The following is a 24,400-nucleotide window of genomic DNA, read 5'->3' on the forward strand; positions in this document are numbered from 1 at the left end:
GGAAGTCTTCAAGCGACCTTCAAATCGCCTTCACCGAGGTCCCAGCTATCGGCCTCGAGCTCGGTTTCGTCGACGAGCCCATCAACCTCGGCCGGAAGGCGGCCGTGTCGGGCGATGATCACCGCATCTTCGAACTCTCCGGTCGCAGGCGATCCCGTGCGCCGAAAGGCGACAATCCCGGCCCTGCCTGGTTTGAGACGCTCGAAGAGCGCCATCGCATGGTTGTGATCGCGCGCCTCGCGCGGGTCCTCGGCGGAAATACCACCCCTCATCCCCTTCACGGCCTTGTAGGCCTGAACAACGAAATACGTGAGGTGTGCGGCGGTCTCCCGCTTGGCTTTACTCATGGCTCTCTCCTGTTGCCGCCCCAGTCTTCCGCTGGGGCAGCCCTATCGAAGGGCGTTCTTATTTTGTTCTCAAGCCCATTGCATGACACGGCGAGTCAGGAGCGCCGGACGCAGTGAACAGCGGGGATAACCTGTCGCGCAAGGTGGCCGAGCGGCCGAAGGTGCTACGCTGCTATTAGCCGAAACCGCTTCCGAGTTCGAGAATGGGCGTGCCCCCCATTCTTCAGGCGCAACGCTTTGGGAACGCAGCGTTTTTTGGAACTCGGAAGCAGGGTTGTTGCACTGCGGATTTGTTCCGGGTTTGCCGGAGCCGCCTGACAGCTTTTCAAAGGGTTAGCGGCAGGCCCGATTTCTGGCTTTCTGGCATTCGGGGTTTCTGGCCGCGAAATCGACGAACAATCAAATGGCAATAACTGCCGCTCCGGCTGCCGCCTAAGCCCTTGCATCGCCGCCGCTTTTTACCGCCAACCGCGTAATTCCACGGCCACCCGCCTAACCCCGCCTCATTGCCATGTGATTGTTCGTTACACAGGCGCGTGACTGTCTCTGCTTCGAGGATTCGCAGAACGGCCTGCGCGCCGCCATCGGCGCGGGGCAGCCGACCATCGTCACGCCGAGCCTCTACAGTGCCGGCGAGGATTTCAGCGGCGCGGCCCTGGTCATCGAGACGCTCGAGGCATTCTGGCGCCGGCCGGAATTCCACGCCGATCAGGAGCAGCGAGAGCGTCGAGCGGCCGGAGGATAGTCCGGCAGGCCGGACCGGGTTCGCGCACCGGCGAAATTTGCCTTGTCGCAAGCGAGCCTGACATTCGGCCTCGCGCCGGAGATCACCAACGCGGCAACGCCCTGCCGATGATGGCCGGCGGCTCGGATCACGGACGCCGGCCATCCCATTCACGCGGCCGGTCCAGGCAAGTTCCGGCCCCGAAAGCCAGCATCGCGGGGGCGTGCAGGAGGCGGACGGGCGCCACCCGCGCAAAAAAACGCATGCCTCGGGCTCGCGCCGGAGGCATGCAACACTCGAGCTTCGCGGTGCGAAGCCGATTTCGCCTCAGCGGAACAGCGCGAGCGATTTCGACAGGGTGATCCAGACACCCCAGATGATCGGGATGCCGACCACGGCCCAGGCGAGCAGGGCGGCCGTGTCGAAACCGCCCTTGCCGATGCCGAAGGAGCCGTATTGCGCCGTGGCACCGGCCTTGGCGGTCTTGGCCTGGAGCGCCGCGACCTCGGCATCCTTCATGAACCATTTGGTCGCGACGGGGCGGACGAGCAGGTTGCAGATGAAGCCGAGCACCAGGAAGCCGGCGAGGATGTACATCGTCCGGTCATAGACCTGGGCGCGCGGCACGCCGGCGGCGATCTGCGCCTCGCGGATATAGTTCACCACCACCGGGCCGACGATACCGGCCGTCGACCAGGCGGTCAGCAGGCGGCCATGGATCGCGCCGACGAATTGCGTTCCGAACATGTCGGCGAGATAGGCCGGCACGGTCGCGAAGCCGCCGCCATACATCGACAGGATGATGCAGAAGAAGGCCACGAACAGCGCCAGCGACCCGGCATGCGCCGCCCAGGGCGAGAGCGCATACAGCACAATGCCGAGGACGAAGAAGGTGGCGTAGGTCAGCTTGCGCCCGAGCTTGTCCGACAGCGAGGCCCAGAAGAAGCGGCCGCCGATATTGAACAGCGAGAGCAGGCCGACGAAGGCTGCCGCGATGGTAGCGACCTGCACCTTCTGCTGGGCATCGAGTGCCGCGAAGCCGATCTCCGACTTGCCGATCAGCGAGCCCGCGAAGATCTCCTGCAGCATCGGCGAGGCCATGCCGAGCACGCCGATGCCGGCCGAGACATTGAGCGTCAACACCGACCAGATCAGCCAGAATTGCGGGGTCTTGTGCGCATCCTTGAGATGGACGTGGCCGGAGGTGATCATCGCATTCTGCGTCGTCGGCGGGGTCCAGCCGTCGGGGCGCCAATTAGCCGGCGGGATGCGGTAGCCGAAGGTGCCCGCCATCATGAAGACGAAATAGATCCCCGCCATCACCACGAAGGTCTGCCAGACGCCGACCGATTCCGGTGTCCTGAAATAGTTCATCAGCATGTCGGCGAGCGGCGAGCCGATCATCGCACCGCCACCGAAGCCCATGATCGCCATGCCGGTCGCCATGCCGCGCCGGTCCGGGAACCACTTCACCAGGGTCGAGACCGGCGAGATGTAGCCGAGACCGAGGCCGATGCCGCCGATCACGCCAGAGCCGAGCCACATCAGCCAGAGCTGGTGGGTGTAAATGCCGAAGGCCGAGATCAGCAAGCCGCCGCACCAGCACATCGTCGAGACGAAGGCTGCCCGGCGCGGACCGACCCGCTCGAGCCAGCCGCCCCAGATCGCGGCGGAGGAGCCGAGCAGCACGAAGAACAGCGTGTAGATCCAGCCGAGATCGGCGATCTTCCAATCGCAGCTCGTGGTGAACAGCGAGCCGATCAGGCCGACATCGGCCCCGCAGGCGACAGGCTTGCTGACGCCGATGGCCTGGCTCAGCGGCAGCCAGAACACGCTGAAGCCATAGGCCATGCCGATACACAAATGGATGCAGAGCGCAGCCGGCGGCACCAGCCAGCGGTTGAAGCCTGCTTTCGCGATGGTGCGCTCGCGATCGAGAATCCCGGCGCCCGCCCGGCCCTCGTCAAAGGTTCCTGTCGCAGTGGACATGAATCGTTCCTCCTCGCCGCCGATACCGGCGGTCCCTCAGTTTCTGGTTATGGTTGCTTTGATTGGCCGTCGCGCTCAGGCGCCGGCCTTGTCATCGCCGGCCCGATGGCCGTCTCGGCGAAACGCCCGTGCGGTCCCCCCTATCGCTCGATCGATCTTGTCGATCACAGCGCAAAGCTCATGCCGAGAGCGGGAACCGAATATTTTCAAATAGTTAGAATTCTAAAGCAGGCGGACTTCGGACAAATTGTCCAAGCTGCCGGACAAAATGTTCGGGCTAAAGAGCCTGCGGCAGCCAGATCAGGAAACGCGTGCCCCTGCCCTGCTCGCTTTCGGCGCTGATCGCCCCGCCCTGGCGTAGGATCAGCTTCTGGCTGATCGAGAGGCCGAGCCCCGTGCCTTCCCGGCTCTTGGTGGTGAAGAACGGATCGAAGATGCGCGCCAGCGTCTCGGCATCCATGCCGGTGCCGGTATCGGCGATCTCGATCACGATGCCCGGCGTGCCCTGCCGTTCTTCGTCGAAGTCGCGGAGTGTCACAGTGCCGCCCGACGGCATCGCATGGATCGCGTTGACGATGAGGTTGACCAGCACCTGCAGGAGCTCGGTGCGGTTCATCAGGACGAGGCCCGTGGCGCGATGATCCTCGACGATGTCGATCTCGGCCCGGTTGAGCAGATGCTGCACCAGCGGCAGGCAATGCTCGATCACGTCGCGCGGCGCATGGCGCTCGAGATAGCCGGCAAATTCCTCCGGCCGGGCGAATTGCAGCAGCCGGGTGACGATGTCCTCGATGCGGCGGATCTGCTCGTCGATCAGGCGGAACTCGGTGCTGGCAAGCTGGACCTGGTTGCCGAGCACCTGGCGGACCACGTCGAGATTGCCCTGGATCACCGCCACCGGATTATTGATCTCATGGGCGACGCCGGCGGTGATCTCGCCGATCGCGGCGAGCTTTTCCGACATGACGAGCTGCTTGGTGGTGAGCTCCAGCTCCTTGTTGGCGGCTTCCAGCTCGCGCGTCCGCTCGGCGACGCGCTTGTTCAGCTCCTCGTTCCAGCTGCGCAATTGCCGGTCGCGCGCCTGCAGACGGTCGAGCAACTCGTCGAGATGCGTCGCAACGCGGCCGATCTCATCGCGCGCGGCGGGCAGGCTGGTACGGGCGTCGAGATCGCCGCCCTCGACCTTCGAGATCGTGTCGGTCATCTGCTCGAGCGGCTTGAAGATCGCCCGCGCCCAGCGCAGGAAGATCGGCACGCTGAGCGCCGTGACGAGCAGAAAGGCACCGATGATCGTCGCCAGCGTGATCAGCTTCTCGTGGCGGAACGGTGTCTCGAGAAAGCCGACATAGAGCATGCCGACGCGCTTGCCATGGCTGTCGCTGATCGGCTCATAGGCCGAAATGTACCAGTCGTTGACGACGAAGGCGGAGTCGAGCCAGGTCCGGCCCTCGCCGAGAACGGCCTGGCGCACGGCCGCCGAGACGCGCGTTCCCAGCGCCCGCCGACCCTCGAACAGGCGGACATTGGTGCTGATGCGGACATCGTCGAGGAAGAGCGTCGCCGTGCCCTGGCTGCCCTCCGGCAAGCTGGCCTGGCGATAGACCAGATCGTTGATCGTATCGATGAAGACGAGATTCTGGTTGAGCAGGAGGCCGCCGACCAGCACGGCCCTGCGCCCATCGGCGAGCTGAACCGGGCTCGCCGAGTGCACGACCATGCCGCGCGTCTCCGCCGCCCTGTCAGTCGGCGCAGCATTCTCGGTGGGAACCAGCTCGACCCTGGCACGCTCCGCTATCGCCGGCGAGATCGCGGCCAGCTCTTCCGCGCTGAAGATGTCGACCGCAGTCGATGGCGTCCCAGCCATAGCTGAAACGATCACCGGCCAATCCCTGCGGGTACGCGTTTCGCCCGTCTGCGGCGCCGTGGCGAGCAGGCTGCCATCGCCTTCGAGGAGGTTCAGGAAGTCGAGGCCGAGTTCCTTGCGGCTCGCCTCCAGCCAGTCTGCCAGCTTCGGCCCGCTATCCGCGTCGGCAATGGTCCGGAACGCTGCGGAGTCGCCGAGCGCGCGGATATGGTCGCTGGTATTGTCGAGGATACGGGCGAAATACTGATGCGCGATGGTGAGATCGCCATTGACCTTGGTGATCAGCAGCGCGTCGAATTTGGTGTTGAGGCGGCCGATGACGAGCGCCAGCAGCAGCGGGACCACGACCAGGAACGGCAGCAGCGCGATCGCCAGCAATCTGTAGCGGACCGAGCGTCCGCGCCGCGCCGGCGCCTGGACCGTGGCGTCAGACATTCCAGGCCGCGCACTTCCTGTCGATGGTCTTGCGCGAAACGCCGAGCCGTCGCGCCGCTTCGTTGCGGTCCCCTGCCGTCTCCTGCAGCATGGCCAGGATGTGCCGGCGCTCGATCTCTTCCAGGCTTTCGTCTGCGGCGCCGGATTGCGGCGCCAGGCGGTCGCCGAAATCCTCGGGGAACTTGCCGAGGATCAATGCACGCTCGACCAGATTGCGCAGTTCGCGCACATTGCCCGGCCAGCGATAGCGCGCCAGCGCGGCGCGTATGCCGGCTTCGATCGGCACCTGCGGCATCGCCAGCTGCTGGGACAGCCTGCGCATGAACAGCGTCGCGAGCTCCTGCACGTCGTCACCACGATCGCGCAGAGGTGGGAGCTGAAGCTGCATCACGTTGATGCGGTAGAACAGGTCCGCCCGGAAACGCCCGCGCCTGACATCGGCTTCGAGGTCGGCATTGGTCGCGAAGACGAAGCGCAGGTCGATCGGCACCTCGCGCTCGGAGCCGAGCGGCCGGACACGCCTGTCTTCGAGCACGCGCAGCAGCTTGCTCTGCGTCGCAGCCGGCATTTCGCCGATCTCGTCGAGGAATAGCGTGCCGCCGCGCGCATGCAGGAAAAGCCCTTCGCGCGAGGCGTTGGCGCCGGTGAAGGAGCCTTTCAGATGGCCGAACAGCTCGCTCTCGAGCATGTCGGCCGGGATCGCGGCACAGTTCACCGGCACGAAGGGCTTGTCGGCGCGGTCGGACAAGGCGTGCAGCGAGCGCGCCGCGACCTCCTTTCCGGTGCCGGACTCGCCGGTGATCAGCACCGAGGATGGCAGCGGCGCGACGCGCGCGATCGTCTCCCGGACGCGCGCGATGACCTCCGAGTTCCCGATCAGCCTGTCGCGCAGCAGGATATGGTCGGAACTTGAGCGCAGCTCGTGCCTGAGCACGATGTTCTCGCGCTGGAGCCGGACCCGGTCGAGGCAGCGCGCGACGGCGTTGAGGATCTGGTTCGAGCGAAACGGCTTCAGGACGAAATCGACGACGCCGGCCCGCAACGCCTGGATCGCCGTATCGAGATCGGCATAGGCGGTGATCAGGATGACATCGGAGAAGAAGCCGGTGGCACGCTGCTCGGCCAGCCAGTCGACGCCGTTCTTGCGCGGCATGATGTTGTCGAGGATGACGACGTCGAAATGCTGGGCATCGAGCTTGCGCGCCGCCTCCTCGACATCGGCCGCCTCCTCGATGCGCTTGCAGCGCGGCCCGAGGATACGCAGCAGGAAGTTGCGCATCCCCGGCTCGTCGTCGACGACGAGAATCGTGGCCTGCGCCAGCCATGGGCCGAATTCCGGATCCTGCAGGGCCGGAGCAGGCGCCCTCTCAACGTCGATCGTCACGTTTCCCGACCTGAAGTCCGTTTTTATCTTGCGTTGCGGCGCCGCCGGAGCAGGCCGAAGCGGCGATCATCAAACCGGATGCGTGCCGATGCAACCAGCTGCCCATTCAGCCTGGGGAAGGCACGTCCAGATCGTGCGAATTGACGTGCCCCCGCGCAGCTCGCGACGCAAGCGTCTCAGGGGAGCGGCGCGTTCCAAGAGCCGCTTGTCTTGGTTGAATGACGAGCGGCGGCAGAAGATCGAGCCGCCGATGTCGCGCCATGGCGGTCCGCCGCAAGGCGACGATCGGCCGATTCTCGGTGGGATCGTTCCTGTGCCCGGATGCGGCCGGCGCTGCTACGACCGCCCGGCCGAATATGCGCCCTATCCGACGGTCAAAGATTGCTTCGATCACAGAGCGTGAGCGGCATCCTCGCCCTGCCGGCGCCGGGCAGGACGACGGACCGCGCCGCAACCGCCGGCATAGCCCGTCCTCGCCTCGATCTCCTCGAACAGCCGCATCGGCGTAAGCCGTGCGCGACGCGACTCTCCGCTTTCGCGGCAAACAGTTCCCCCAGCCCCGTACGCGTCGTTCCGACGCGCTGCTCGCCTGCGATCCGAATTTCTCGCGCAGAGCCGATTGACATCGGACACGATCCCAGCCTTTTTAGTAAAACCTTTTACTAAGGCGCTTTGACATGTCTCACAAAGAACTTCTCGACGCGATCGACCGCGACCAGGATCAGCTCGTCGATTTTCTCCGCCGCCTTATCCGGGCGCCCTCGCCCAATCCGCCGGGCGACACCCGCGAAGCTGCGGGCCTCGTTTCGGCCTTTCTGGAGCAAAGAGGCATCGGGTCGGCGATCATCGCGCCCCAGGCGACGATGCCGAACGTCGTCAGCGAGTTCGACGGCGGCAGCACCGGCGAGCGGCTCGTGATGAACGGCCATCTCGACGTCTTTCCGGTCGGAGACGGTGCGGGCTGGGACCGCGATCCCTGGTCGGGCGATCTCGAGGACGGCTACATTCATGGCCGCGGCACGACGGACATGAAGACGGGGACCGCCGCCTCCATCATCGCCTTCAGCTACCTGCATCGCTATCGCAGCAAGCTGCGCGGAAGCCTCGGCCTGACCGCCGTGTCGGATGAGGAAACGGGCGGCAAATACGGCAGCCGCTGGCTCCTGGAAAACGATACCCGCTGGCAGGGCGACTGCATGATCAACGCGGAGCCGGGCAGCCTCCACGCGATCCGCTTCGCGGAAAAGGGAACGTTGCGGATCACCTTCATCGTGCGGACGGCCGGCGCCCATGGCGCCTATGTGCACAGGACCGAGAGTGCGAGCCGCGTCGCGGCAGCCCTGATCGCCCGCCTTGCAATCGTCGAGACGATGACGCCGGATCTGCCGCCGGATCTGGCGGCCCACATGGCGAAAGCCGACGTGCGCGACGCCATGGATGCCGCGATGGGCCCCGGCGCCGCGGACGTCGCGACCCGGACGACACTGAACATCGGCGTGGTACAGGCCGGCCTCAAGGTCAACATGATCCCTGACCACTGCCGCGTCGAGGCGGATATCCGGCTGCCCATGGGTCTGAAGGCCGAGCAGGTCCTGGCGGTCATTGCCGGGATTCTCGAGGACTTTCCCCAGACCGAGATGTCGGTGCAGGAAGCCGCCAGCAATCCGGCCGCCTATTGCGCCCACGATCACCGCATGGTCGGCCTGCTTGCCAGAAACGCCGAAACCGTCACGGGGATCAGGCCGGTCGCTGTGCCTTCGCTCGGCGCGACCGACTGCAAGTTCTGGCGCTACCGCAACGTGCCCGCCTATGTCTACGGCCCGGCGCCGGGCCGTATGGCGATGACCAATGAGAGCGTGCCGGTCTCCGAGTTCCTCGCAGTCGTCAAGACACACACCCTCGCCGCCTGGGACTTCCTCGGCGGCGAAGGCTGAAGTTCACATCAAAATCGAAAACATTGGGGGAAACATTGATGCCCGGCTTCTTCACCGTCTCGCGTGCCTGTCTCATCGTCGCCGCGCTCGGAGGCCTGATCGGCTCCGCGGCGGCGGCCGATCTGAAGGTCGCATTGAGCACCAACCTCAACACCCTCGATCCCGCCACCGCGACCTTCGGGGAGGAATATGTCTATAGCGGCCTGGTCTTCAGCGCGCTGATGGGGACGGACGCTGACGGCAAGGTCTATCCGGACCTTGCCGTCAGCTCGCAGGCCTCCGCGGACCTGAAGTCCTGGGATTTCAAGCTGCGTCCCGGCGTGCGTTTCCAGCATGGCAAGCCCCTGACGTCCGAAGACGTCGTCTTCACCTTCCGCCGCATCCTGGAGCCGGGGACCGGCTCCGGCGCGAGGTCCGATCTCGGCCTAGTCGAAAGCGTCGAGGCGGTCGACGACATGACGGTTCGCTTCAAGCTCAGCGTGCCCTATGCGAGCTTTCCGGAACTGCTGACCGGCCGCCATATGCGCATCCTCGCATCCGACCGCGCCGACAGCATCAAGACCAGCCCGAGCGGCACGGGTCCGTTCCGCTTCGTCAAGTACACGCCCGGCGATTCCGTCGAGCTGGAGCGCAATCCCGACTATTACGGCGCCGACAGGATCAAGCTCGACAAGGTCGTGCTGCGCATCATCCCGGAAGCGGCCTCTCGCGTCGCCGCCTTGCGGGCCGGCGACATCGACATGATCTGGAACGCGCCGCTGGAGACGATTCCCGATCTCAAGCGCAATCCCGACGTCGCGGTCGATGCCAGGCCGAGCGGCACCTGGGACGGTTTCGTCCTGAACAACACCAAGCCGCCCTTCAACGACGTCCGCGTACGCAGAGCCGTCTATCTGACGCTCGACAAGCGCGCGCTCGTGCAGTTCGCGCTCGACGGCCAGGGCGAGCCGACCCATTCCCCGATCGCGCCGACCGACCCGGCCTTCAACAAGGCGATCGGCTTCCAACCCAACATAGCCGAGGCCAAGCGCCTGATGGCCGAAGCCGGGCACCCGAACGGCTTCAAGCTGGATATCACCGTCCCCGTCGGCCGCCCGGCTCGCGAGCGCCTGGGCGTAGTGGCCCAGCAGCTTCTGCGGCAGATCGGCATTCAGGTTGCCGTCCAGCGGGTGCCCTACAACCGGTACAGCACCGAGATCGCAGGCATCGCCCCGATGTATGTCGACGGCTTCTTCGCGAGAACCGTCATCGATGCCGCGGTCTATCCCTGGTTCCACAGCAAGGGCGCCTGGAACGGCCGGATGTGGCGCTACAGCAGCCCGCGCATGGACGCGGTCCTGGACGAGGCGCGTCGCACGCCGGCCGTGGACAAGCAGCGCGATCTCTACCGGCAGTATCAGCAGATCATGGTCGACGAGGTTCCCGGCATCATCGCCTACGTCTCGAACGTCGCCACAGCCTACCGGACCTCGGTCAAGAACTATCGGACGAACCCCTTCCTGTGGCTCGACCTCGCTGATGTCGAGAACGTCAAGGCTCCGTGATGGCAGGATACCTCACCCGCCGGCTCGGCCAGATCGTCTTCACGATCCTGGCCATGTCGGTCGTCATCTTCGGGATCACGCAGGTCCTGCCCGGCAACGTCGCCTATGTCATCGCCGGGCAGTTCGCCACGCCCGATCAGATCGCGGCCATCGAGACTAGGCTCGGCCTGAACGACCCGATGTGGCAGCAATTCCTCCGCTGGGCCGGCGCGGCGCTGCAAGGCGATCTGGGGACCTCCATGGTGATGAGCCGGCCCGTCGGCCCGCTCGTCGCCGAGGCCCTGGGCCGGTCGGCTCAACTGGCCGGCGTCTCCTTCCTGCTGGTCGCGCTGATCGGCGTGGTCGTCGGCGTGGTGTCCGGCGTAAGGGCCGGCGGCTGGTTCGATCGCGTCGCGCTCGTCGTGACCTGGCTGTCGGTGGCCATGCCGCAGTTCTTCATCGCGATCGTCCTCGTGCTCCTGTTCTCCGGGCATCTCGGCTGGCTCCCGGCGACCGGCTACACGCCGATCAGCGGGGGCGTGCTGAACTGGCTCTCCCACCTGATCCTGCCGGTCGCGACGCTGGTCGTCGGCCTGTTCGCACATGTCGCGAGCCTCCAGCGCGCGAGCATGATCGAAACCCTGGGCGCCTCCTATGTCAGGGCTGCCAGAGCAAAGGGTCTGAGCGAGCGCAAGGTCATCACGCGCCACGCCCTGCGCAACGCCCTGATCCCGACGGTCACCGTGCTGACCCTCGATCTCGGCATCCTCATGGGCGGCATCGTCGTGGTCGAGACCGTGTTCTCCTATCCGGGCCTGGGTCGGCTGATGATCACGGCCGTCGAACAGAAGGACCTGCCCGTGCTGCAGGCGAGCGTCCTCACGGTGACCGTGATCTACGCCTTCGCGAACCTGATCGCCGACCTCTGCTATCTCGCTCTCGATCCACGTCTGAGGACCGGTCATGCTGGCGTCCGCTGAACTCCGCGCGCGGCCGCGGCTGCCCCTTCCACTCGTGATCGGCAGCAGCCTGCTGCTCGCGATCCTGATGGCGTCCCTCGCAGCGCCTTTCATCACCGCCTTCGATTTCGACGCGATGGATGTGACCGCGCGCATGAAGGCGCCCGACGCAGTCCATTTGCTCGGCACCGACGAATTCGGCCGCGACGTCCTCAGCAGGACCTTGCACGGCGCCTCGACCTCGATCGGCCTCGGCGTCGCCGCGACGGCGTTCGCTTTCGCGATCGGGGTGCCGCTGGGCCTGCTCGGAGGCTATATGCGGGGCCGCCTGGACGATGCCATCATGCGCACCGTCGACATCCTCGTCTCGATACCTCCGGTCATGCTGGGGCTGCTGATCCTGGCTTCGACCAGCCCGGGCGTCTGGAAGGCCGCGCTCGCCGTGGGGATCATCTACATCCCGATCCTCATCCGGCTTTCACGCAGCGTCGCGCTGTCCCTAGCCCAGGAGGAGTTCATCCTGGCGGCGCGCACCCGCGGCGAGGGGCTGGGCTGGATCCTGTTCCGCGAGATCCTGCCGAATGCGCTGCCGCCGCTGGTGGTGGAGACATCGCTGCGGATCAGCTTCGCGATCCTGCTGGGGGCGGTGTTCAGCTTCCTCGGCCTGGGCACGCAGCCGCCTTCCTCCGACTGGGGGCTGATGATCGCGGAAGCACGCCCCTATCTCGAACAGGCCCCCTGGATCGCATTGGCGCCTGGCGTCGCGCTCTGCGTGACCGTGATCTCGATCAACCTCGTCGGGGAAGGCCTGCGCCAGTTCCTGGACGTCCGCAGCCAGCCGGGGGCGTAACCATGTCGGCGATCCTAGAAATCAAAGACCTGCAACTCGTCTACGGCGCCGGGTCGCAGCCCACGCTTCACGGCGTCGACCTCGAGATCGCGACCGGCCAGGCCGTCGGCGTGGTCGGAGAGAGCGGCTCGGGCAAGAGCACCGTCGCATGGACCGTGATGGGGCTGTTGCCACCCGGTGCCCGCGTCACCCGAGGCTCGGTATCCTTCGAAGGAAACGAGCTTCTCGCCATGTCTGCCGAAGAGCGCAGGCGACTGCGCGGCAAGTCCATCGCCATGGTGTTCCAGGACCCCTTCACGACCTTGAACCCTTGCCTGACAGTCGGGCAGCAGCTCACCGAGGTCCTCGTGGAGCGCGGTCTCGTCGACGCCGGCGCGGCACGGTGCGAAGGCTTGCGGCTGATGGACGAGGTCAAGCTGCCCCGCGCCTCGGAGCTTTACGATGCCTATCCGCACCAGCTCTCAGGCGGCATGAAACAGCGGATCGTGATCGCCTCGGCCCTCGCCTGCTCGCCGAAATTGCTGGTTCTTGATGAACCGACGACCGCGCTCGACGTGACGGTCGAGGCGCATATCCTGCGGCTCCTGGCCGAGTTGCAGAAGACACGCGGCCTGAGCATGCTGTTCATCAGCCACAATCTCGGCATCGTCGAGCAGCTCTGCTCTTCCGTCACCGTGATGCAGTCCGGCCGCGTCGTCGAAGCCGGCGCTGCGGAACAGGTGCTCCGGCGCCCGAACCATGCCTATACGCAAAAGCTCCTCGGCTCCCTCCCACGCCTCCTGAAACCCGCGACTCCGGCTCCAGGCCCGGCGAACGAGGAAGCGCCGCAAGCCGAGGTGATCGAGGCTCGCGACGTCTCGCTGAGCTTCGGCGGGCGCCCGGGCCTGATCTCCCGACTCCTCGGCGCCGAGGGCAACGCCGTCCAGGCGTTGGCGAACGTCTCCTTGTCCCTGCGAAAGGCCGAGATCGTCGGCCTCGTGGGGGAGAGCGGCTCGGGGAAATCGACTCTCGGGCGCTGCCTGGTCGGGATCTATGCGCCGCAATCCGGCGAGATCCGCCTCGACGGCCGAGCGACCAACCCGCGGGCCGACCGGTCTGACCGACGCATCCAGATGGTCTTCCAGAACCCCGACTCCTCGCTCAATCCCCGGCACCGGATCGGCGAGATCCTCGGCCGGCCGCTCCGGCTGGTCGGAAAATCGAAGCGCGAGGCCGACCAGCGGGTCAAGGAGCTTCTGGCCCTGGTGCGTCTGCCCGAGACCTATGTCAGCCGCTATCCCCACCAGCTCAGCGGCGGCGAGAAGCAGCGGATCGGCATCGCCCGGGCGCTGGCGCTCGAACCCGAGATCCTGATCTGCGACGAAGTCACCTCGGCGCTCGACGTGTCGGTGCAGGCCTCGATCCTGGATCTGATCAAGGACCTGCGCGATCGCCTCAATGTCGCGATCCTGTTCGTCTCTCACGACCTCGCCGTGATCTCGCAGATCTCCGACCGCGTCGTCGTCATGCGGGGTGGGCGCATCGTCGAGGAAGGCAGTGTCGGGCAGGTGATCGCCGCTCCCCGGGAGGCCTATACGCGGGAACTTCTGGCATCCGTACCGCCCTTCATTTCCGAGGGCCTTTCGACTGCACGCGCCATGGCCGGGGCCTGACGCGACGTTCCCGGCGATAACTCCTGGAGAACGCGATGCCGCACGCACAGCCCGCGCCGGAGGACGGGCTGCCCGCCCGGGAGCGTGTTCGGTGCAGGGCGGGTATCGATCCGCGGGAGGAAGATGCGATAGAATAAGGGCCTGGCGCATTTGCACGCTTCGAAGGAACGCGGAGATGCGCCAGGATCTGCGCGACCATTCCGCTTCGCCCGAGCGCGAAGCCGGTTGCATTGCGGCCGCGACCGTCGAGACCATCTGCCGGTCGCTTTGCGGCGGCCGACCGGCTGAACTGGACGAAGGCCCGGCATTTCGTCAAAGAAGGCGTCGGCGAACAGGCAAATTCGTAGGATCATGTCATCCAGGCGCGCAACCATCTCCGACGTCGCCAATGCGGTCGGCATATCGATCGGCGCCGTTTCCCGGATCCTCAACAAGGATCCCTCGCTCAACGTCCGCGAGGAGACCCGGGAGGCGGTGCTGCGCAAGATCGCCGAGCTCGGATATTCTCCCAATCCGCATGCGCGCAGCCTGAGAACCGCGCGCACCGGCAGTCTGGCGATGATCCTTCCCGAGATCCACAGTCCAGCTTTCGCCGCCATGATCCAGGGCGCGCAAAAGGCCGCGCATGAGCGTGGCTATTCCATGCTGCTCGGCGGCGTCGGCCCGGACGGCGACGACCCCGAGCTCCCTGCACGATTGCTCGAGAAGAACCGGGTCGACGGCTTCCTCATAACCGCCGGGCGCCGGGAAACCGAGGCTTTTGCCGCCCTGCGCGACCTCGACGCTCCTTACGTCCTGCTGAACCGCTACCGCGACGAGGAGCAGCCTCATGTCGTTCTCGACGATACGGGTGGCGTCCTGGCGGTCGTCCGGCATCTGACGGATCTCGGGCACCGGCGCATCGGCTTCCTGGGTCCTTCCGAGCGTTTTCTCGGCATTCGGCGTCTGGCCGGTTACAAGGCGGCGCTAGAGGAAGTCTGCGTGGCCCTCGACCCCGCCCTGATCGTCGATACAGGCTATTTTCGCGAAGGCGGCGAGACCGGCCTGGAACAGTTGCTTCGCCTGCCCTCCCCGCCAACGGCCGTCTTCGCGACCAACCACCTGGTGGCGGCCGGCGCCATCGTCGCGGCGGGCCGTCATGGCCTGTCCGTGCCAGCAGATCTTTCGATCGCCAGCTTCTATGATGGGCCGGTCGCAGAATTGCTGCAGCCGCCGCTCACCGCGGTCCGCTATCCCCTCGAAGAGCTCGGGTACCGCGCCACCAGCATCCTGATCGATCTGGTCGAGGGGCGCAGCGTCACGGAAACCAATGTCGTCCTGCCCTATGAAGCGGTCGTGATCCGCGGCTCTACGGGTCCCGTACGAGCTTCCCGGTAGCCGGCAACGCTGATGTCGGCCATTGCCTCGCCCTGGCCATCCCGGCTCGCCCGTGCGTCATCTGTACAAATGCGCAGCCCGGTGGTCTGCTGCTTGGGCTGCAGCGACGCGGACGCCTTTGCCTGTGGTCGCGAAACGGAAGGAGTGGTGGGCCGTGTCTGACGCCATGACAACTCTAGACGAACGGATCGCGCTTCTCCGGCGAACCATTTCAGACCTGATGGAGCAGGCAACGGCTGCTTCGGGCTCCGCCACCGAAGAGAGCATCGCGGCGAGGCTTGACGATCTTCAGCAGCGTCTCAACACGCTGCTGAAGGAACGCGAAGCGCTGGGCGGCAAGACGGGTTGAGGCATGGCGCCGGCCCGGCGGGGCGCCGCTATTTCGCCGGCGCACCGGCGAGCCAGGCCTTGATCGTCCCGGCGTCAGCGTCGGCAAGCGCGTGGCCGGCATCGATCCGGGCCAGTGCGACATGCCCGCCGGCCTTGCGAAGCTGCTCCGCCAGTGCCGCTGCGCCGGGCGCATAGGGATCGGATGCGCCGGCGACGATCAGCGTCGCGCTGTCCGAGAGATCGGCCTGAGGCTGCTCCTCCAGCACGTCGATCGCCCGCAGCAGCACGGCTTTGCGGATGAGGCCGGGATGGAGCCGCATCGCCGCGGCGAGGAAATTCGCGCCGTTGGAATAGCCGAGCCAGGTCGTCCGATCCGGATCGAGCCCGTACGCCTTGACGGCCTCCTCGACGAAGGCGGCGAACGCCTCCGCTTCGGTGCGGATATCGGCCTGGTCGAACCTGCCTTCACCGAGGCGGCGAAACCAGCGTGCCGTCCCCTCCTCGGTGCTGCGCCCGCGCAGGCCGAGCAGTCCGGCGCGCGGCGCGGCGCGGCGGGCAAGCGGCATCAGGTCCGCCTCGCTGCCGCCGGTGCCGTGCAGGAGCACGATCGTGCTGCCGTCATCCTGCTCCGGCACATGGAAACGATGGACGAAGGGCAGGTCGCGATAAGTCGGGCGCGGCTCCCCCGGCAGCGCGAATTGCGGTAGCATCACCCGGATCGCCTCGGCGCGCTCGGCATCGGAAGGCGGAACCATCAGCGTCTTGCCGAGCTCCGGCTCCGCCTCGTCGACGGTGAAGCCCGGCCCGTCCGTCGCCAGTTCGATCAGCGTGCCGCCGGGCTCGCGCACATAGAGCGAGGTGAAATATTTCCGGTCGTGCCGGTTGGTGATTGAGGAGTTGAGACGCGCCAGCGAGGCTTCCGCCGCGGTAACAGCCGCCACGTCTTCCGCCCGGAAGGCGACATGGTCGGCGACGCCGGTGCCCGGCGCGCCCGGCCAGAACCCCGCGGCCTCCTGAACATCGATGACATCGCCGCTTCCGGAGACCAGACGCTGGACGCCATCGGCCTTCGCAGCCGCCTCATAGCCGAAGCGCCCGACGAAATGCGCGGTTTCCTCCGGCGTCTCCGAAAGGATCGTCGCGCCGCGCAGCCGCAGGATCGCATCGCCCGGCTCGATACCGGGCGACAGCCAGGGCGAAGCCGCCGGCATCTCGACGCCGACCAGCTTCACCACCACCCCGTCGGGATCGCGCAGCCGCAGCACCGGTTCGCCGAATTCCTGCCGGGGTCCTGCGGTCGGCACCTGCCGCGTCAGCGCCCGCGTCAGCCAGAAGCCGATGCTGGCCGGCGGCACGGCGAGCGCGATCTCGCTCACCTGGCCATGGCCGACGCGCCCGGCCGAGCCATCCTGCCAGACCAGGAAGGTGATCAGCGAGCCCGGCGTCCCCAGCCGGTCGCCATAGAACAGATGAAGCTGCTCGGCGTCCTCATAGCCGCCCGTCTGCTTCACCAGCCGCAGGCCGAGGAAACCGGCATAGAAGTCGATATTGGCCTGCACGTCGCGCGTGATCAGCGTGAGATGGTGGATCCCGGAGGTCATGACCGCGTCCGCTCTGCCGTGGCAACAAGAGTTCGATCTCTTGCCCGCATCGGCGCCGCGCGTCGAGCCTGCCGACGACGTCGGGCGCGAGCGCACCGCCTGTCCTCCATCGCTGCGCTGCGCGTATTGACGGCGGCGCGAGCGGCACACAACTCAGCGGGAGGTCCGGACGCGCCTCGAAGGGAAACGAGATGACGACGCAACTCCAGCTTGGCCTCGACACCTTCGGCGACGTCACCGCCGGCCCGGACGGCGCGCTGAAACCGCATGCGCAGGTGATCCGCGACCTTGTCGACCAGGGCGCTCTCGCCGACGAACTCGGCATCGATTTCTTCGGCATCGGCGAACATCACCGCGCCGATTTCGCGGTATCCTCGCCCGAGACCGTACTCGCCGGCATCGCGACGCGCACTAGCCGCATCCGCCTCGGCTCCGCCGTGACGGTGCTCAGCTCGGACGACCCGATCCGCGTCTTCCAGCGCTTCTCGACCGTCGATGCGCTCTCCAATGGCCGTGCCGAGGTCATTCTCGGCCGCGGCTCCTTCACCGAATCCTTCCCGCTGTTCGGCTTCGACTTGCGCCAGTATGAGGCGCTGTTCGAGGAGAAGCTCGACCTCTTCGCCGAGTTGATCCGCAAGACGAGCGTGACCTGGCGGGGAAACTTGCGCCCGCCGCTGCGCGACCAGCAGGTCTTCCCGCCGATAGAGAAGGGTGGGCTCACGACCTGGGTCGGCGTCGGCGGTAGCCCGGAATCGGTCATCCGGGCCGCCCGCTACGATTTGCCGATGATGCTCGCCATCATCGGCGGGCCGCCGCAGCGCTTCCGGCCCTTCGTCGATCTCTATCACGATGCCTTCGAGCGCCTCGGCCGGCCCGTGCGCCCGGTCGGCGTGCACTCGCCCGGCTATATCGCCGACAGCGATGCTGAGGCCGTCGAGGAGTTCTTCCCCGCCTACAAGCAGATGCGCGACCGGATCGGCGGCGAGCGCGGCTGGGCGCCGATGGCGCGCGAGGAGTTCGAGCGCGAGGTCGCCGGCGGCTCGCTCTATCTCGGCTCGCCCGAGACGGTCGCCCGCAAGATCGCGGCGACCGCCAAGGGCCTCGGCCTGTCGCGCTTCCAGCTCAAGATCAGTGCCGGCCCGCTGGCGCATGAGAAGATGATGCGCTGCATCGCGCTCTATGGCCGCGAGGTCATGCCGCTGGTGCGGGAGATGCTCGGCTGAACCACCGACCGCGCGGGGAATCGGTCCCGCGCGGCTTCGGCCACTTCTCCGGAGCGGTGGCACGCGTTCATCGGCGGCGCGCAGCCCTCACTTCCAGCCGGGCCGCCATTTCGCAAATTCGGCCTTGGTCTCGTCATCGGCCGGGTAGAGCCCGAAAATGCCGCGCCCCTCGCGCACCTTCTCCTCGACGAAGTCCTCATAGGCTGTCTGCTCATAGGCCTCCGCCGCGACCTCGTTGGCGAGATGGGCCGGGATGACGCAGACACCCTCGCCGTCGCCGACGATGATGTCGCCGGGATAGACCGGGACGTCGCCGCAGCCGATCGGCGCGTTGAGGTCGAGCGCGTGGTGCTGGATCAGGTTGGTCGGGGCGCTCGGCCGGTTGTGATAGGCCGGGAAGCCGAGCGCCGCGATGTCCGGGCTGTCGCGGAAGCCGCCATCGCTGACGATGCCGGCGACGCCGCGCTGCATCAACCGCGTGACCAGGATGCAGCCGGCTGAGGCGGCGCGCGGATCCTTGCGGCTGTCGATCACCATGACATGGCCGGGCGGGCAGGCCTCGACCGCGACGCGCTGCGGGTGCTCGGTGCCGGCGAAGACGCCGAGATGGTCGAGATCCTCGCGCGCCGGAATATAGCGTAGCGTATAGGCCTCTCCGACCATGCGCGCCTTCGGATCGAGCGGCCGCACATCCTGGATGAAGACGTTTCTGAAGCCGCGCTTGAACAGGGCGGTGGTCAGGGTCGCGGTCGAGACGCGCTTGAGCTTCTCGCGGTTCTCGGGGGTGAGCGCAGTAGCGGTCATGTCAACGTCATCCTCTCGCGGCCGATAGTCGGCACGCCATGCCAGAACCCGTCATCCCGGGCTTGCCCCGGGATCCATCGAGGGCTCAGCGCCTTACGATGGGTCCCGAGGCTCCGCTTCGCTGCGTCCGGGATGACGGCGTAGTTGTCACATAGTTCTACAGATCACTCGATCCGGACATTCGCCTTCTGCGCCACCTCGGCCCAACGCTTGGTCTCGTTGGCGATGTGGGCGGTGAACTCGGCCTGGGTCGAGCCGACCGCATCGACGCCGAGCTTCTTCAGCTGCTCGATCACCGCGGGCTCGCGCATGATCGCCTGGGTCTCGGCCGAGAGCTTGGCGACGATCTCCGGCGGCACCTTCGCCGGCGCGAAGAAGCCGTGCCATGAGCTGGCGTCGTAGCCCGGGATGAATTCGGAGAGCGCCGGCAGGTCGGGCGCAACCGCGAGGCGCTTCGGCGTCGCCGTGGCGAGCGCCCGAATCTTGCCGGCTTCGACATGCGGCCAGGCGATGGTGATGTTGTCGAAAGTCAGCTGGATCTGGCCGGAGAGCAAGTCCTGCGTCACCTGCCCGCTTGAGCGGTACGGCACATGGGCCATATCGGTGCCGGTCGCGACCTTGAACAGCTCGGCCGCCATATGGGTCGAGGTACCGGCCCCCGACGAGCCGAACGAGTACTTGCCGGGGTTCTTCTTCGAGAGCTCGATCAGCTCCGGCACGGTCTTGGCCGGCAAATCGAGATTGACCATCAGGATGTTCGGCACGCTCGCCACCTGCGAGATCGGCGCGAAATCCTTGATGTGATCATAGGGCATCCTGGCATAGACGCCGGGGTTGATCGCATGGCTCGACACCGTACCCATGGTCAGCGTGTAGCCGTCGGAATCGGACCGGGCGACCGCCGCGGCCCCGGTATTGCCGCCGGCTCCCGGCCGGTTCTCGACAATGAACTTGCCGCCGAGGCGGGCGCTGAGCCGGTCGGCCAGGATGCGCCCGAGCAGGTCGGTGGTACCGCCCGCGGCAAAGGGCACCACGATGGTGACGACCTTGCTGCCGGGATAGCCAGACTGCGCCAGAGCCGGCGCCGCGATCAGGCTGGCCGCGCCGGCCAGCAAGGCCCGGCGTGTGAACCTCGTCATCTGTTTCCTCCCCTTCGGCATTTGCCGCCCTGTCGCGCGCCTTCGGGCCGCGCCTCTTTTGGGCGTCTTGCTCTTCCCATAGCATGGGATTTGAGATTTGAAATCTGAAATTTCAGACTTGATACAGCTTGCGCTTTATGGTGACTGATGCGGAATGGCGCTGTCCGCCCGGCCCTGCATGAGGAACCCGATCAGCGGATGGCTGGAGTTCAGATGTCGGAACCGCTCACGATCGAACCCGTCTCGCCACATCTGCTGCGCTCGCTGCGCGAGCATGTGCATGAGCGCCTGCGCCGAGCGATCGTCGCGGGCAATTTCCGCAATGGTGAGCGCCTGAACGAGCGCCACCTTGCCGACCTGCTCGGCGTCTCGACCACCCCGGTCAAGGATGCCATCCGCAGGCTCGAAAGCGAGGGCCTCGTCCGCACCGAGGCGCGCCGCGGCGTCTTCGTCGAATTCTCGGCCAGGCAGGCGCTGGAAATGGCGCTCGGCCGCGCCGCACTCGAAAGCGTCATGGCCCATATCGCCGCAAACCGGATCGCCGATGCCGAGATCGCCGAGATGGCGGGCCTGATCGACGAGATGGCGCATGCGACCGAGCACAGCGCGCTCGAGGACCTCGTCACCCTGAACGAGGCCTATCACGGCATGATCCACCGGATTTCTGGCTGCGCCTATCTCGAGCGCCGGCTCGATGGCCAGCGCATGTACGACCACGCCCAGCGCATCGCTCTGCTCGGCGAGCCGGCCGAACGGCGCCAGGGCTATGTCGAGCACAAGGACATTTTCGAAGCGCTCGCCGCCCATGATCCGGCACTCGCCGAGCAGAGGATGCGGAGCCACATCGTGCGCTCCGCCAAGAGCCATGTGCGCCAGGTCTTCGGCGCCGACGCGGAAGGATTGGCCTATGACGAATGAGAGCGGACGGCAGCAGAAGGTGCGCACGGCCCTGCGTGGCATTTCCGGCGTGCACGTCACCGCCTGGAAGAGCGATGGCGAGGCCGACTGGGCGCTGACCGGCGAGATCGTCGCCCGTATCGCCGAAGCCGGCATCCACAACATCGTCTCGGCCGGCAATACCGGCGAGTTCTACCCGATGACCACCGAGGAGGTGGTGCGCAGCCATGCCGTCGCGGCCGAGGCGGCCGCCGGCAAGTCGCTGGTTACCGCCGGCATCGGCCGCTCGCTGCGCGAAGCGGTCTCGACCGGCAGGCTCGCCGCCAGGGCCGGCTGCGATGCGGTGATGGTGCATCATCCGCTCGATCCCTTCGCCGCGCCGCAATCCCAGGCCGATTATTTCCTCGCCATCGCCGAGGCACTGGAGATCCCGCTCGTCGCCTATGTCCGCTCCGACGCGATCGGCGTGAAGGACCTCGCCCGCGTCGCGAACCACCCGAACGTCGCCGGCGTGAAGTTCGCCTCGTCCAACATGATGCTGCTGGCCGATTGCGTCCGCGAGACGCAAGGCTCCAGCGCCAACTGGATCTGCGGCCTCGCCGAGGGCTGGGCCGCGCCCTTCTACGCGCTCGGCGCGCGCGGTTTCACCTCAGGCCTGATCAATGTCGCGCCCGAGCGCTCGCTGGCAATCTGGCGGGCGCTGGAGGCCGGCGATTACGACGCCGCGCGTCGCGAGGTCGACGCCATCGCCGGCTTCGAGAAGCTGCGGACCAAATACGGCAATGGCGCCAATGTCACCGTGGTCAAGGAAGCGCTCGGCCTGCTCGGCACCAATGTCGGCCCCGTGCGCCTGCCCGGCCTGCCGGAGCTCAACGCGAGCGAGCGCGCCGAGTTGCGGGCGATCGTTTCGAGCTGGGGCAGCCGCCGGGCGGCGGCGGAGTAGGCCATCACAGCGTCATGGTCGGGCTCGTCCCGACCACTAATTAGAGCACCAAGAATTCGAGGAAACGCCGATGTCGCATCCCCGCAAGACCCCCGACACGCTACGCTCCAAGCGCTGGTTCGGGGCGAGCGATCTGCGCTCCTTCGGCCATCGCTCGCGGGCCCTGCAAATGGGGTTGAACCATGACGAGTTCATGGGCAAGCCGGTGATCGGCATCCTCAACACCTGGTCCGAGATCAATCCCTGCCACACCCATCTGCGCGACCGTGCCGAGGCGGTGAAGCGGGCGGTCTGGGCGGCCGGTGGCTTCCCGGTCGAGATCCCGGTGATGTCGGCTTCCGAGCAGTACCAGAAGCCGACGACCATGCTCTATCGCAATTTCCTAGCGATGGAGGCGGAGGAATCGATCCGCTCCCATCCGCTCGACGGCGCCGTGCTGCTCGGCGGCTGCGACAAGTCGACCCCGGCCCTGATCATGGGCGCCTGCAGCGCCGGCCTGCCCTTCATCTTCGTGCCGGCCGGGCCGATGCTGCGCGGCAACTGGGCCGGCAAGACGCTCGGCTCCGGCGCCGATGTCTGGAAATACTGGGCCGAGAAGGAGGCCGGCAACATCTCCGACGAGCAATGGCGCGAGATGGAGAGCGGCATCGCCCGCTCGCACGGCACCTGCATGGTGATGGGCACTGCCGCGACGATGATGAGCCATGCCGAGGTGCTTGGCCTCACCTTGCCCGGCGCCTCCGCCATCCCCGCCGCCGACGCCGCCCATCCGCGCATGGCGGCGGCCGCCGGCAAGCGCATCGTCGAGATGGTCTGGGAAGACCTGACGCCGGACCGCATCCTGACCCGCAAGAGCTTCGAGAACGCGCTTACCGTCCACATGGCGGTGGCTGGCTCGACCAACGCGATCATCCACCTCGTCGCCATGGCCGGGCGCGCCGGCGTGCCTCTCATCCCCGACGATTTCGACGAATTCTCGCGCAAGGTACCGGTGATCGCCAATCTGCGGCCTTCCGGCGAATTCCTGATGGAGGACTTCTTCTATGCCGGCGGGCTCCCTGCCCTGCTGAAGCAGCTCGAGAGCAGGCTCCACACCGACGCTATGACCGTGACCGGCAAGCCGATCTCGGAGACGATCGCGCTGGCCAGAGTCTATGACGACAACGTCATCCGCCCGCTCGACCGGGCCGTCTCCACCGCCAACGGCCTCGCCGTGCTCAAGGGCAACCTCGCCCCCGATGGCTGCGTCATCAAGCCTTCCGCCGCCGAGCCGCGCCTGCTCAGGCACAGCGGCCCCGCCCTCGTCTTCGAGGACTACGACGCGATGATGCGGGCCGTGAACGACGAGGACCTCGACGTCACCGCCGACCACATCATGGTGCTGAAGAACTGCGGCCCGGTCGGCGGCCCCGGCATGCCGGAATGGGGCATGCTGCCGATCCCGAAGAAGCTGCTGAAGCAGGGCGTGCGCGACATGCTCCGGCTCTCGGACGCCCGCATGTCCGGCACCAGCTACGGCGCCTGCGTCCTGCACATCGCACCGGAGGCCTATATCCGCGGTCCGCTCGCGGCGGTCCGGACCGCCGACATCATCAGCGTCGACGTCGAGGCCCGCAGCATCTCGGTCGACCTGACGGACGCGGAGATCGCCGAACGGCTGAAGAGCTGGTTGCCGCCCGACCGCGACTATGCCCGCGGCTACGGCAAGATGGCGGCGGCGCATATCCAGCAGGCCGACAAGGGCTGCGACTTCGACTATCTTACCGGCACCGCCCGCATCGCCGAGCCGGAGATCCACTGAGGCCGCGAACCGGCGAGTTGCCGCCGCGACTCGCCGGCCGCCCCGGTCTGCCCTAGGGCCCGGGCTCATAACCAGTAGCTGACGGTCGCTGCGATGCAGACGGCGGCGAGGAAGTTGACGGCGTTTCGGTCGTATCGGGTTGCGACACGGCGGAAGTCCTTGAGGCGGCAGAACATGCGCTCGATGGCGTTTCGGTCACGGTTTCCAGCGGCGATTAGCCTTGGGCGGGATATTCGGCATCGTGCCGTTCTCCTCGACCTGCCAGCGGATAGCATTGCTGTCGTAGCCCTTGTCGCCATGAGGGATGCGCGCTGGCGGCATCTGCTTCAGCAAGGCTGATCCGGCCGTGCAATCAGCGACCTGGCCGCCGGTGAGCAGGAAGGCGATGGGCCGGCAGTCTCGATCGGTCAGCGCGTGGATTTTGGTCGTTCGCCCGCCGCGCGAGCGGCCGATGGCCTGGTTGCGTTCCCCCCTTTTCCACCTGAGGCTGAGCGGTGTGCCTTCACGGCGGAGGAGTCAATGAGCACCTGGGCCGGCGGACCACCGGCGCTCGCCAGAGCATGGAAGAGATCGAACCAGACGCCTTTGGCGGCCCAGCGGACGTAGCGGTTGTAGAGCGTCTTG

At 66.6% G+C, this 24,400-nt stretch carries 20 protein-coding genes and 1 pseudogene; 13 read left to right on the plus strand and 8 right to left on the minus strand.

All coding sequences use genetic code 11. The annotated features are described in order from the left end of the window. Nucleotides 1-8: 8 nt before the first annotated feature. Complete coding sequence (locus tag J0J10_RS23430; protein WP_291649636.1) at nt 9-347, minus strand: hypothetical protein; 339 nt, start codon at nt 345-347, stop codon at nt 9-11. Nucleotides 348-864: 517 nt separating this feature from the next. On the opposite strand from J0J10_RS23430, the gene J0J10_RS23435 reads away from it, so the two are divergent. Next, entirely contained in the window at nt 865-1,092 is a 228-nt protein-coding gene (locus J0J10_RS23435; protein WP_291649638.1) for an HAD family hydrolase, read from the plus strand. Between the two features lie 306 nt (nt 1,093-1,398). Here J0J10_RS23435 and J0J10_RS23440 read toward each other — a convergent pair whose 3' ends face one another. The 3 genes from J0J10_RS23440 to J0J10_RS23450 all read right to left on the minus strand — a co-directional run bounded on the left by J0J10_RS23440 (nt 1,399) and on the right by J0J10_RS23450 (nt 6,743). Beyond that, a complete protein-coding gene (locus J0J10_RS23440; protein WP_291649642.1) occupies nt 1,399-3,060 on the minus strand; it encodes an OFA family MFS transporter in 1,662 nt (553 codons plus the stop codon). A gap of 277 nt (nt 3,061-3,337) precedes the next feature. Continuing rightward, entirely contained in the window at nt 3,338-5,359 is a 2,022-nt protein-coding gene (locus J0J10_RS23445) for a sensor histidine kinase (RefSeq protein WP_291649643.1), read from the minus strand. Further along, entirely contained in the window at nt 5,352-6,743 is a 1,392-nt protein-coding gene (locus J0J10_RS23450; protein ID WP_465247247.1) for a sigma-54-dependent transcriptional regulator, read from the minus strand. Before J0J10_RS23450 ends, J0J10_RS23445 begins: the two co-directional genes overlap by 8 nt. An 88-nt stretch (nt 6,744-6,831) precedes the next feature. On the opposite strand from J0J10_RS23450, the gene J0J10_RS23455 reads away from it, so the two are divergent. The 8 genes from J0J10_RS23455 to J0J10_RS23490 all read left to right on the plus strand — a co-directional run bounded on the left by J0J10_RS23455 (nt 6,832) and on the right by J0J10_RS23490 (nt 15,387). Continuing rightward, entirely contained in the window at nt 6,832-7,146 is a 315-nt protein-coding gene (locus J0J10_RS23455; RefSeq protein ID WP_291649645.1) for a hypothetical protein, read from the plus strand. Nucleotides 7,147-7,420: 274 nt separating this feature from the next. Continuing rightward, nucleotides 7,421-8,677, plus strand: a complete 1,257-nt coding sequence (locus J0J10_RS23460; RefSeq protein ID WP_291649647.1) for a M20/M25/M40 family metallo-hydrolase — start codon at nt 7,421-7,423, stop codon at nt 8,675-8,677. A gap of 38 nt (nt 8,678-8,715) precedes the next feature. Then, on the plus strand, nt 8,716-10,221 hold the full coding sequence (locus J0J10_RS23465; RefSeq protein WP_291633140.1) for an ABC transporter substrate-binding protein: 1,506 nt from the start codon (nt 8,716-8,718) through the stop codon (nt 10,219-10,221). Continuing rightward, nucleotides 10,221-11,180, plus strand: a complete 960-nt coding sequence (locus J0J10_RS23470) for an ABC transporter permease (protein ID WP_291649649.1) — start codon at nt 10,221-10,223, stop codon at nt 11,178-11,180. The genes J0J10_RS23465 and J0J10_RS23470 overlap by 1 nt, the downstream gene beginning before the upstream one ends. Continuing rightward, nucleotides 11,164-12,009, plus strand: a complete 846-nt coding sequence (locus J0J10_RS23475; protein WP_291633136.1) for an ABC transporter permease — start codon at nt 11,164-11,166, stop codon at nt 12,007-12,009. Before J0J10_RS23470 ends, J0J10_RS23475 begins: the two co-directional genes overlap by 17 nt. 2 nt (nt 12,010-12,011) lie before the next feature. Beyond that, nucleotides 12,012-13,661: a dipeptide ABC transporter ATP-binding protein gene (locus tag J0J10_RS23480; protein WP_291649651.1), complete on the plus strand. Its 1,650-nt coding sequence runs from the start codon at nt 12,012-12,014 to the stop codon at nt 13,659-13,661. Nucleotides 13,662-14,012: 351 nt separating this feature from the next. Continuing rightward, the gene (locus J0J10_RS23485) at nt 14,013-15,038 is read left to right on the plus strand and encodes a LacI family DNA-binding transcriptional regulator (protein WP_291649653.1); all 1,026 of its coding nucleotides are present in this window, start codon (nt 14,013-14,015) and stop codon (nt 15,036-15,038) included. A 154-nt stretch (nt 15,039-15,192) separates the two neighbouring features. Next, on the plus strand, nt 15,193-15,387 hold the full coding sequence (locus tag J0J10_RS23490) for a hypothetical protein (RefSeq protein ID WP_291633130.1): 195 nt from the start codon (nt 15,193-15,195) through the stop codon (nt 15,385-15,387). Nucleotides 15,388-15,415: 28 nt separating this feature from the next. Here the strand turns inward: J0J10_RS23490 and J0J10_RS23495 are convergent, their stop codons facing one another. Further along, entirely contained in the window at nt 15,416-16,969 is a 1,554-nt protein-coding gene (locus tag J0J10_RS23495) for a VOC family protein (RefSeq protein ID WP_291649655.1), read from the minus strand. Nucleotides 16,970-17,160: 191 nt separating this feature from the next. Between J0J10_RS23495 and J0J10_RS23500 the strand changes: the two genes are divergently transcribed. Further along, nucleotides 17,161-18,192 (plus strand): LLM class flavin-dependent oxidoreductase, encoded by a 1,032-nt coding sequence (locus J0J10_RS23500; protein ID WP_291649657.1) that lies wholly within the window; start codon nt 17,161-17,163, stop codon nt 18,190-18,192. 87 nt (nt 18,193-18,279) lie between these two features. Here J0J10_RS23500 and J0J10_RS23505 read toward each other — a convergent pair whose 3' ends face one another. Both J0J10_RS23505 and J0J10_RS23510 read right to left on the minus strand, forming a co-directional pair. After that, nucleotides 18,280-18,996: a ribonuclease activity regulator RraA gene (locus tag J0J10_RS23505; RefSeq protein WP_291649659.1), complete on the minus strand. Its 717-nt coding sequence runs from the start codon at nt 18,994-18,996 to the stop codon at nt 18,280-18,282. Between the two features lie 164 nt (nt 18,997-19,160). Continuing rightward, nucleotides 19,161-20,135, minus strand: a complete 975-nt coding sequence (locus J0J10_RS23510; RefSeq protein ID WP_291649661.1) for a Bug family tripartite tricarboxylate transporter substrate binding protein — start codon at nt 20,133-20,135, stop codon at nt 19,161-19,163. A gap of 213 nt (nt 20,136-20,348) precedes the next feature. Between J0J10_RS23510 and J0J10_RS23515 the strand changes: the two genes are divergently transcribed. From J0J10_RS23515 to araD, 3 genes are all read left to right on the plus strand, one after another. Further along, nucleotides 20,349-21,053 (plus strand): GntR family transcriptional regulator, encoded by a 705-nt coding sequence (locus tag J0J10_RS23515; RefSeq protein WP_291649663.1) that lies wholly within the window; start codon nt 20,349-20,351, stop codon nt 21,051-21,053. Further along, the gene (locus J0J10_RS23520) at nt 21,043-21,975 is read left to right on the plus strand and encodes a dihydrodipicolinate synthase family protein (RefSeq protein ID WP_291649665.1); all 933 of its coding nucleotides are present in this window, start codon (nt 21,043-21,045) and stop codon (nt 21,973-21,975) included. The genes J0J10_RS23515 and J0J10_RS23520 overlap by 11 nt, the downstream gene beginning before the upstream one ends. A 70-nt stretch (nt 21,976-22,045) precedes the next feature. Beyond that, nucleotides 22,046-23,776, plus strand: a complete 1,731-nt coding sequence (araD, locus tag J0J10_RS23525; RefSeq protein ID WP_291649668.1) for an L-arabinonate dehydratase — start codon at nt 22,046-22,048, stop codon at nt 23,774-23,776. A 65-nt stretch (nt 23,777-23,841) separates the two neighbouring features. On the opposite strand, the pseudogene J0J10_RS23530 reads toward araD, so the two are convergent. Continuing rightward, nucleotides 23,842-24,400 (minus strand): annotated as a pseudogene (locus tag J0J10_RS23530) (IS5 family transposase); the annotation flags it as partial.

The organism is Allobosea sp., from assembly GCF_017308075.1.
Classification (GTDB): domain Bacteria; phylum Pseudomonadota; class Alphaproteobacteria; order Rhizobiales; family Beijerinckiaceae; genus Allobosea.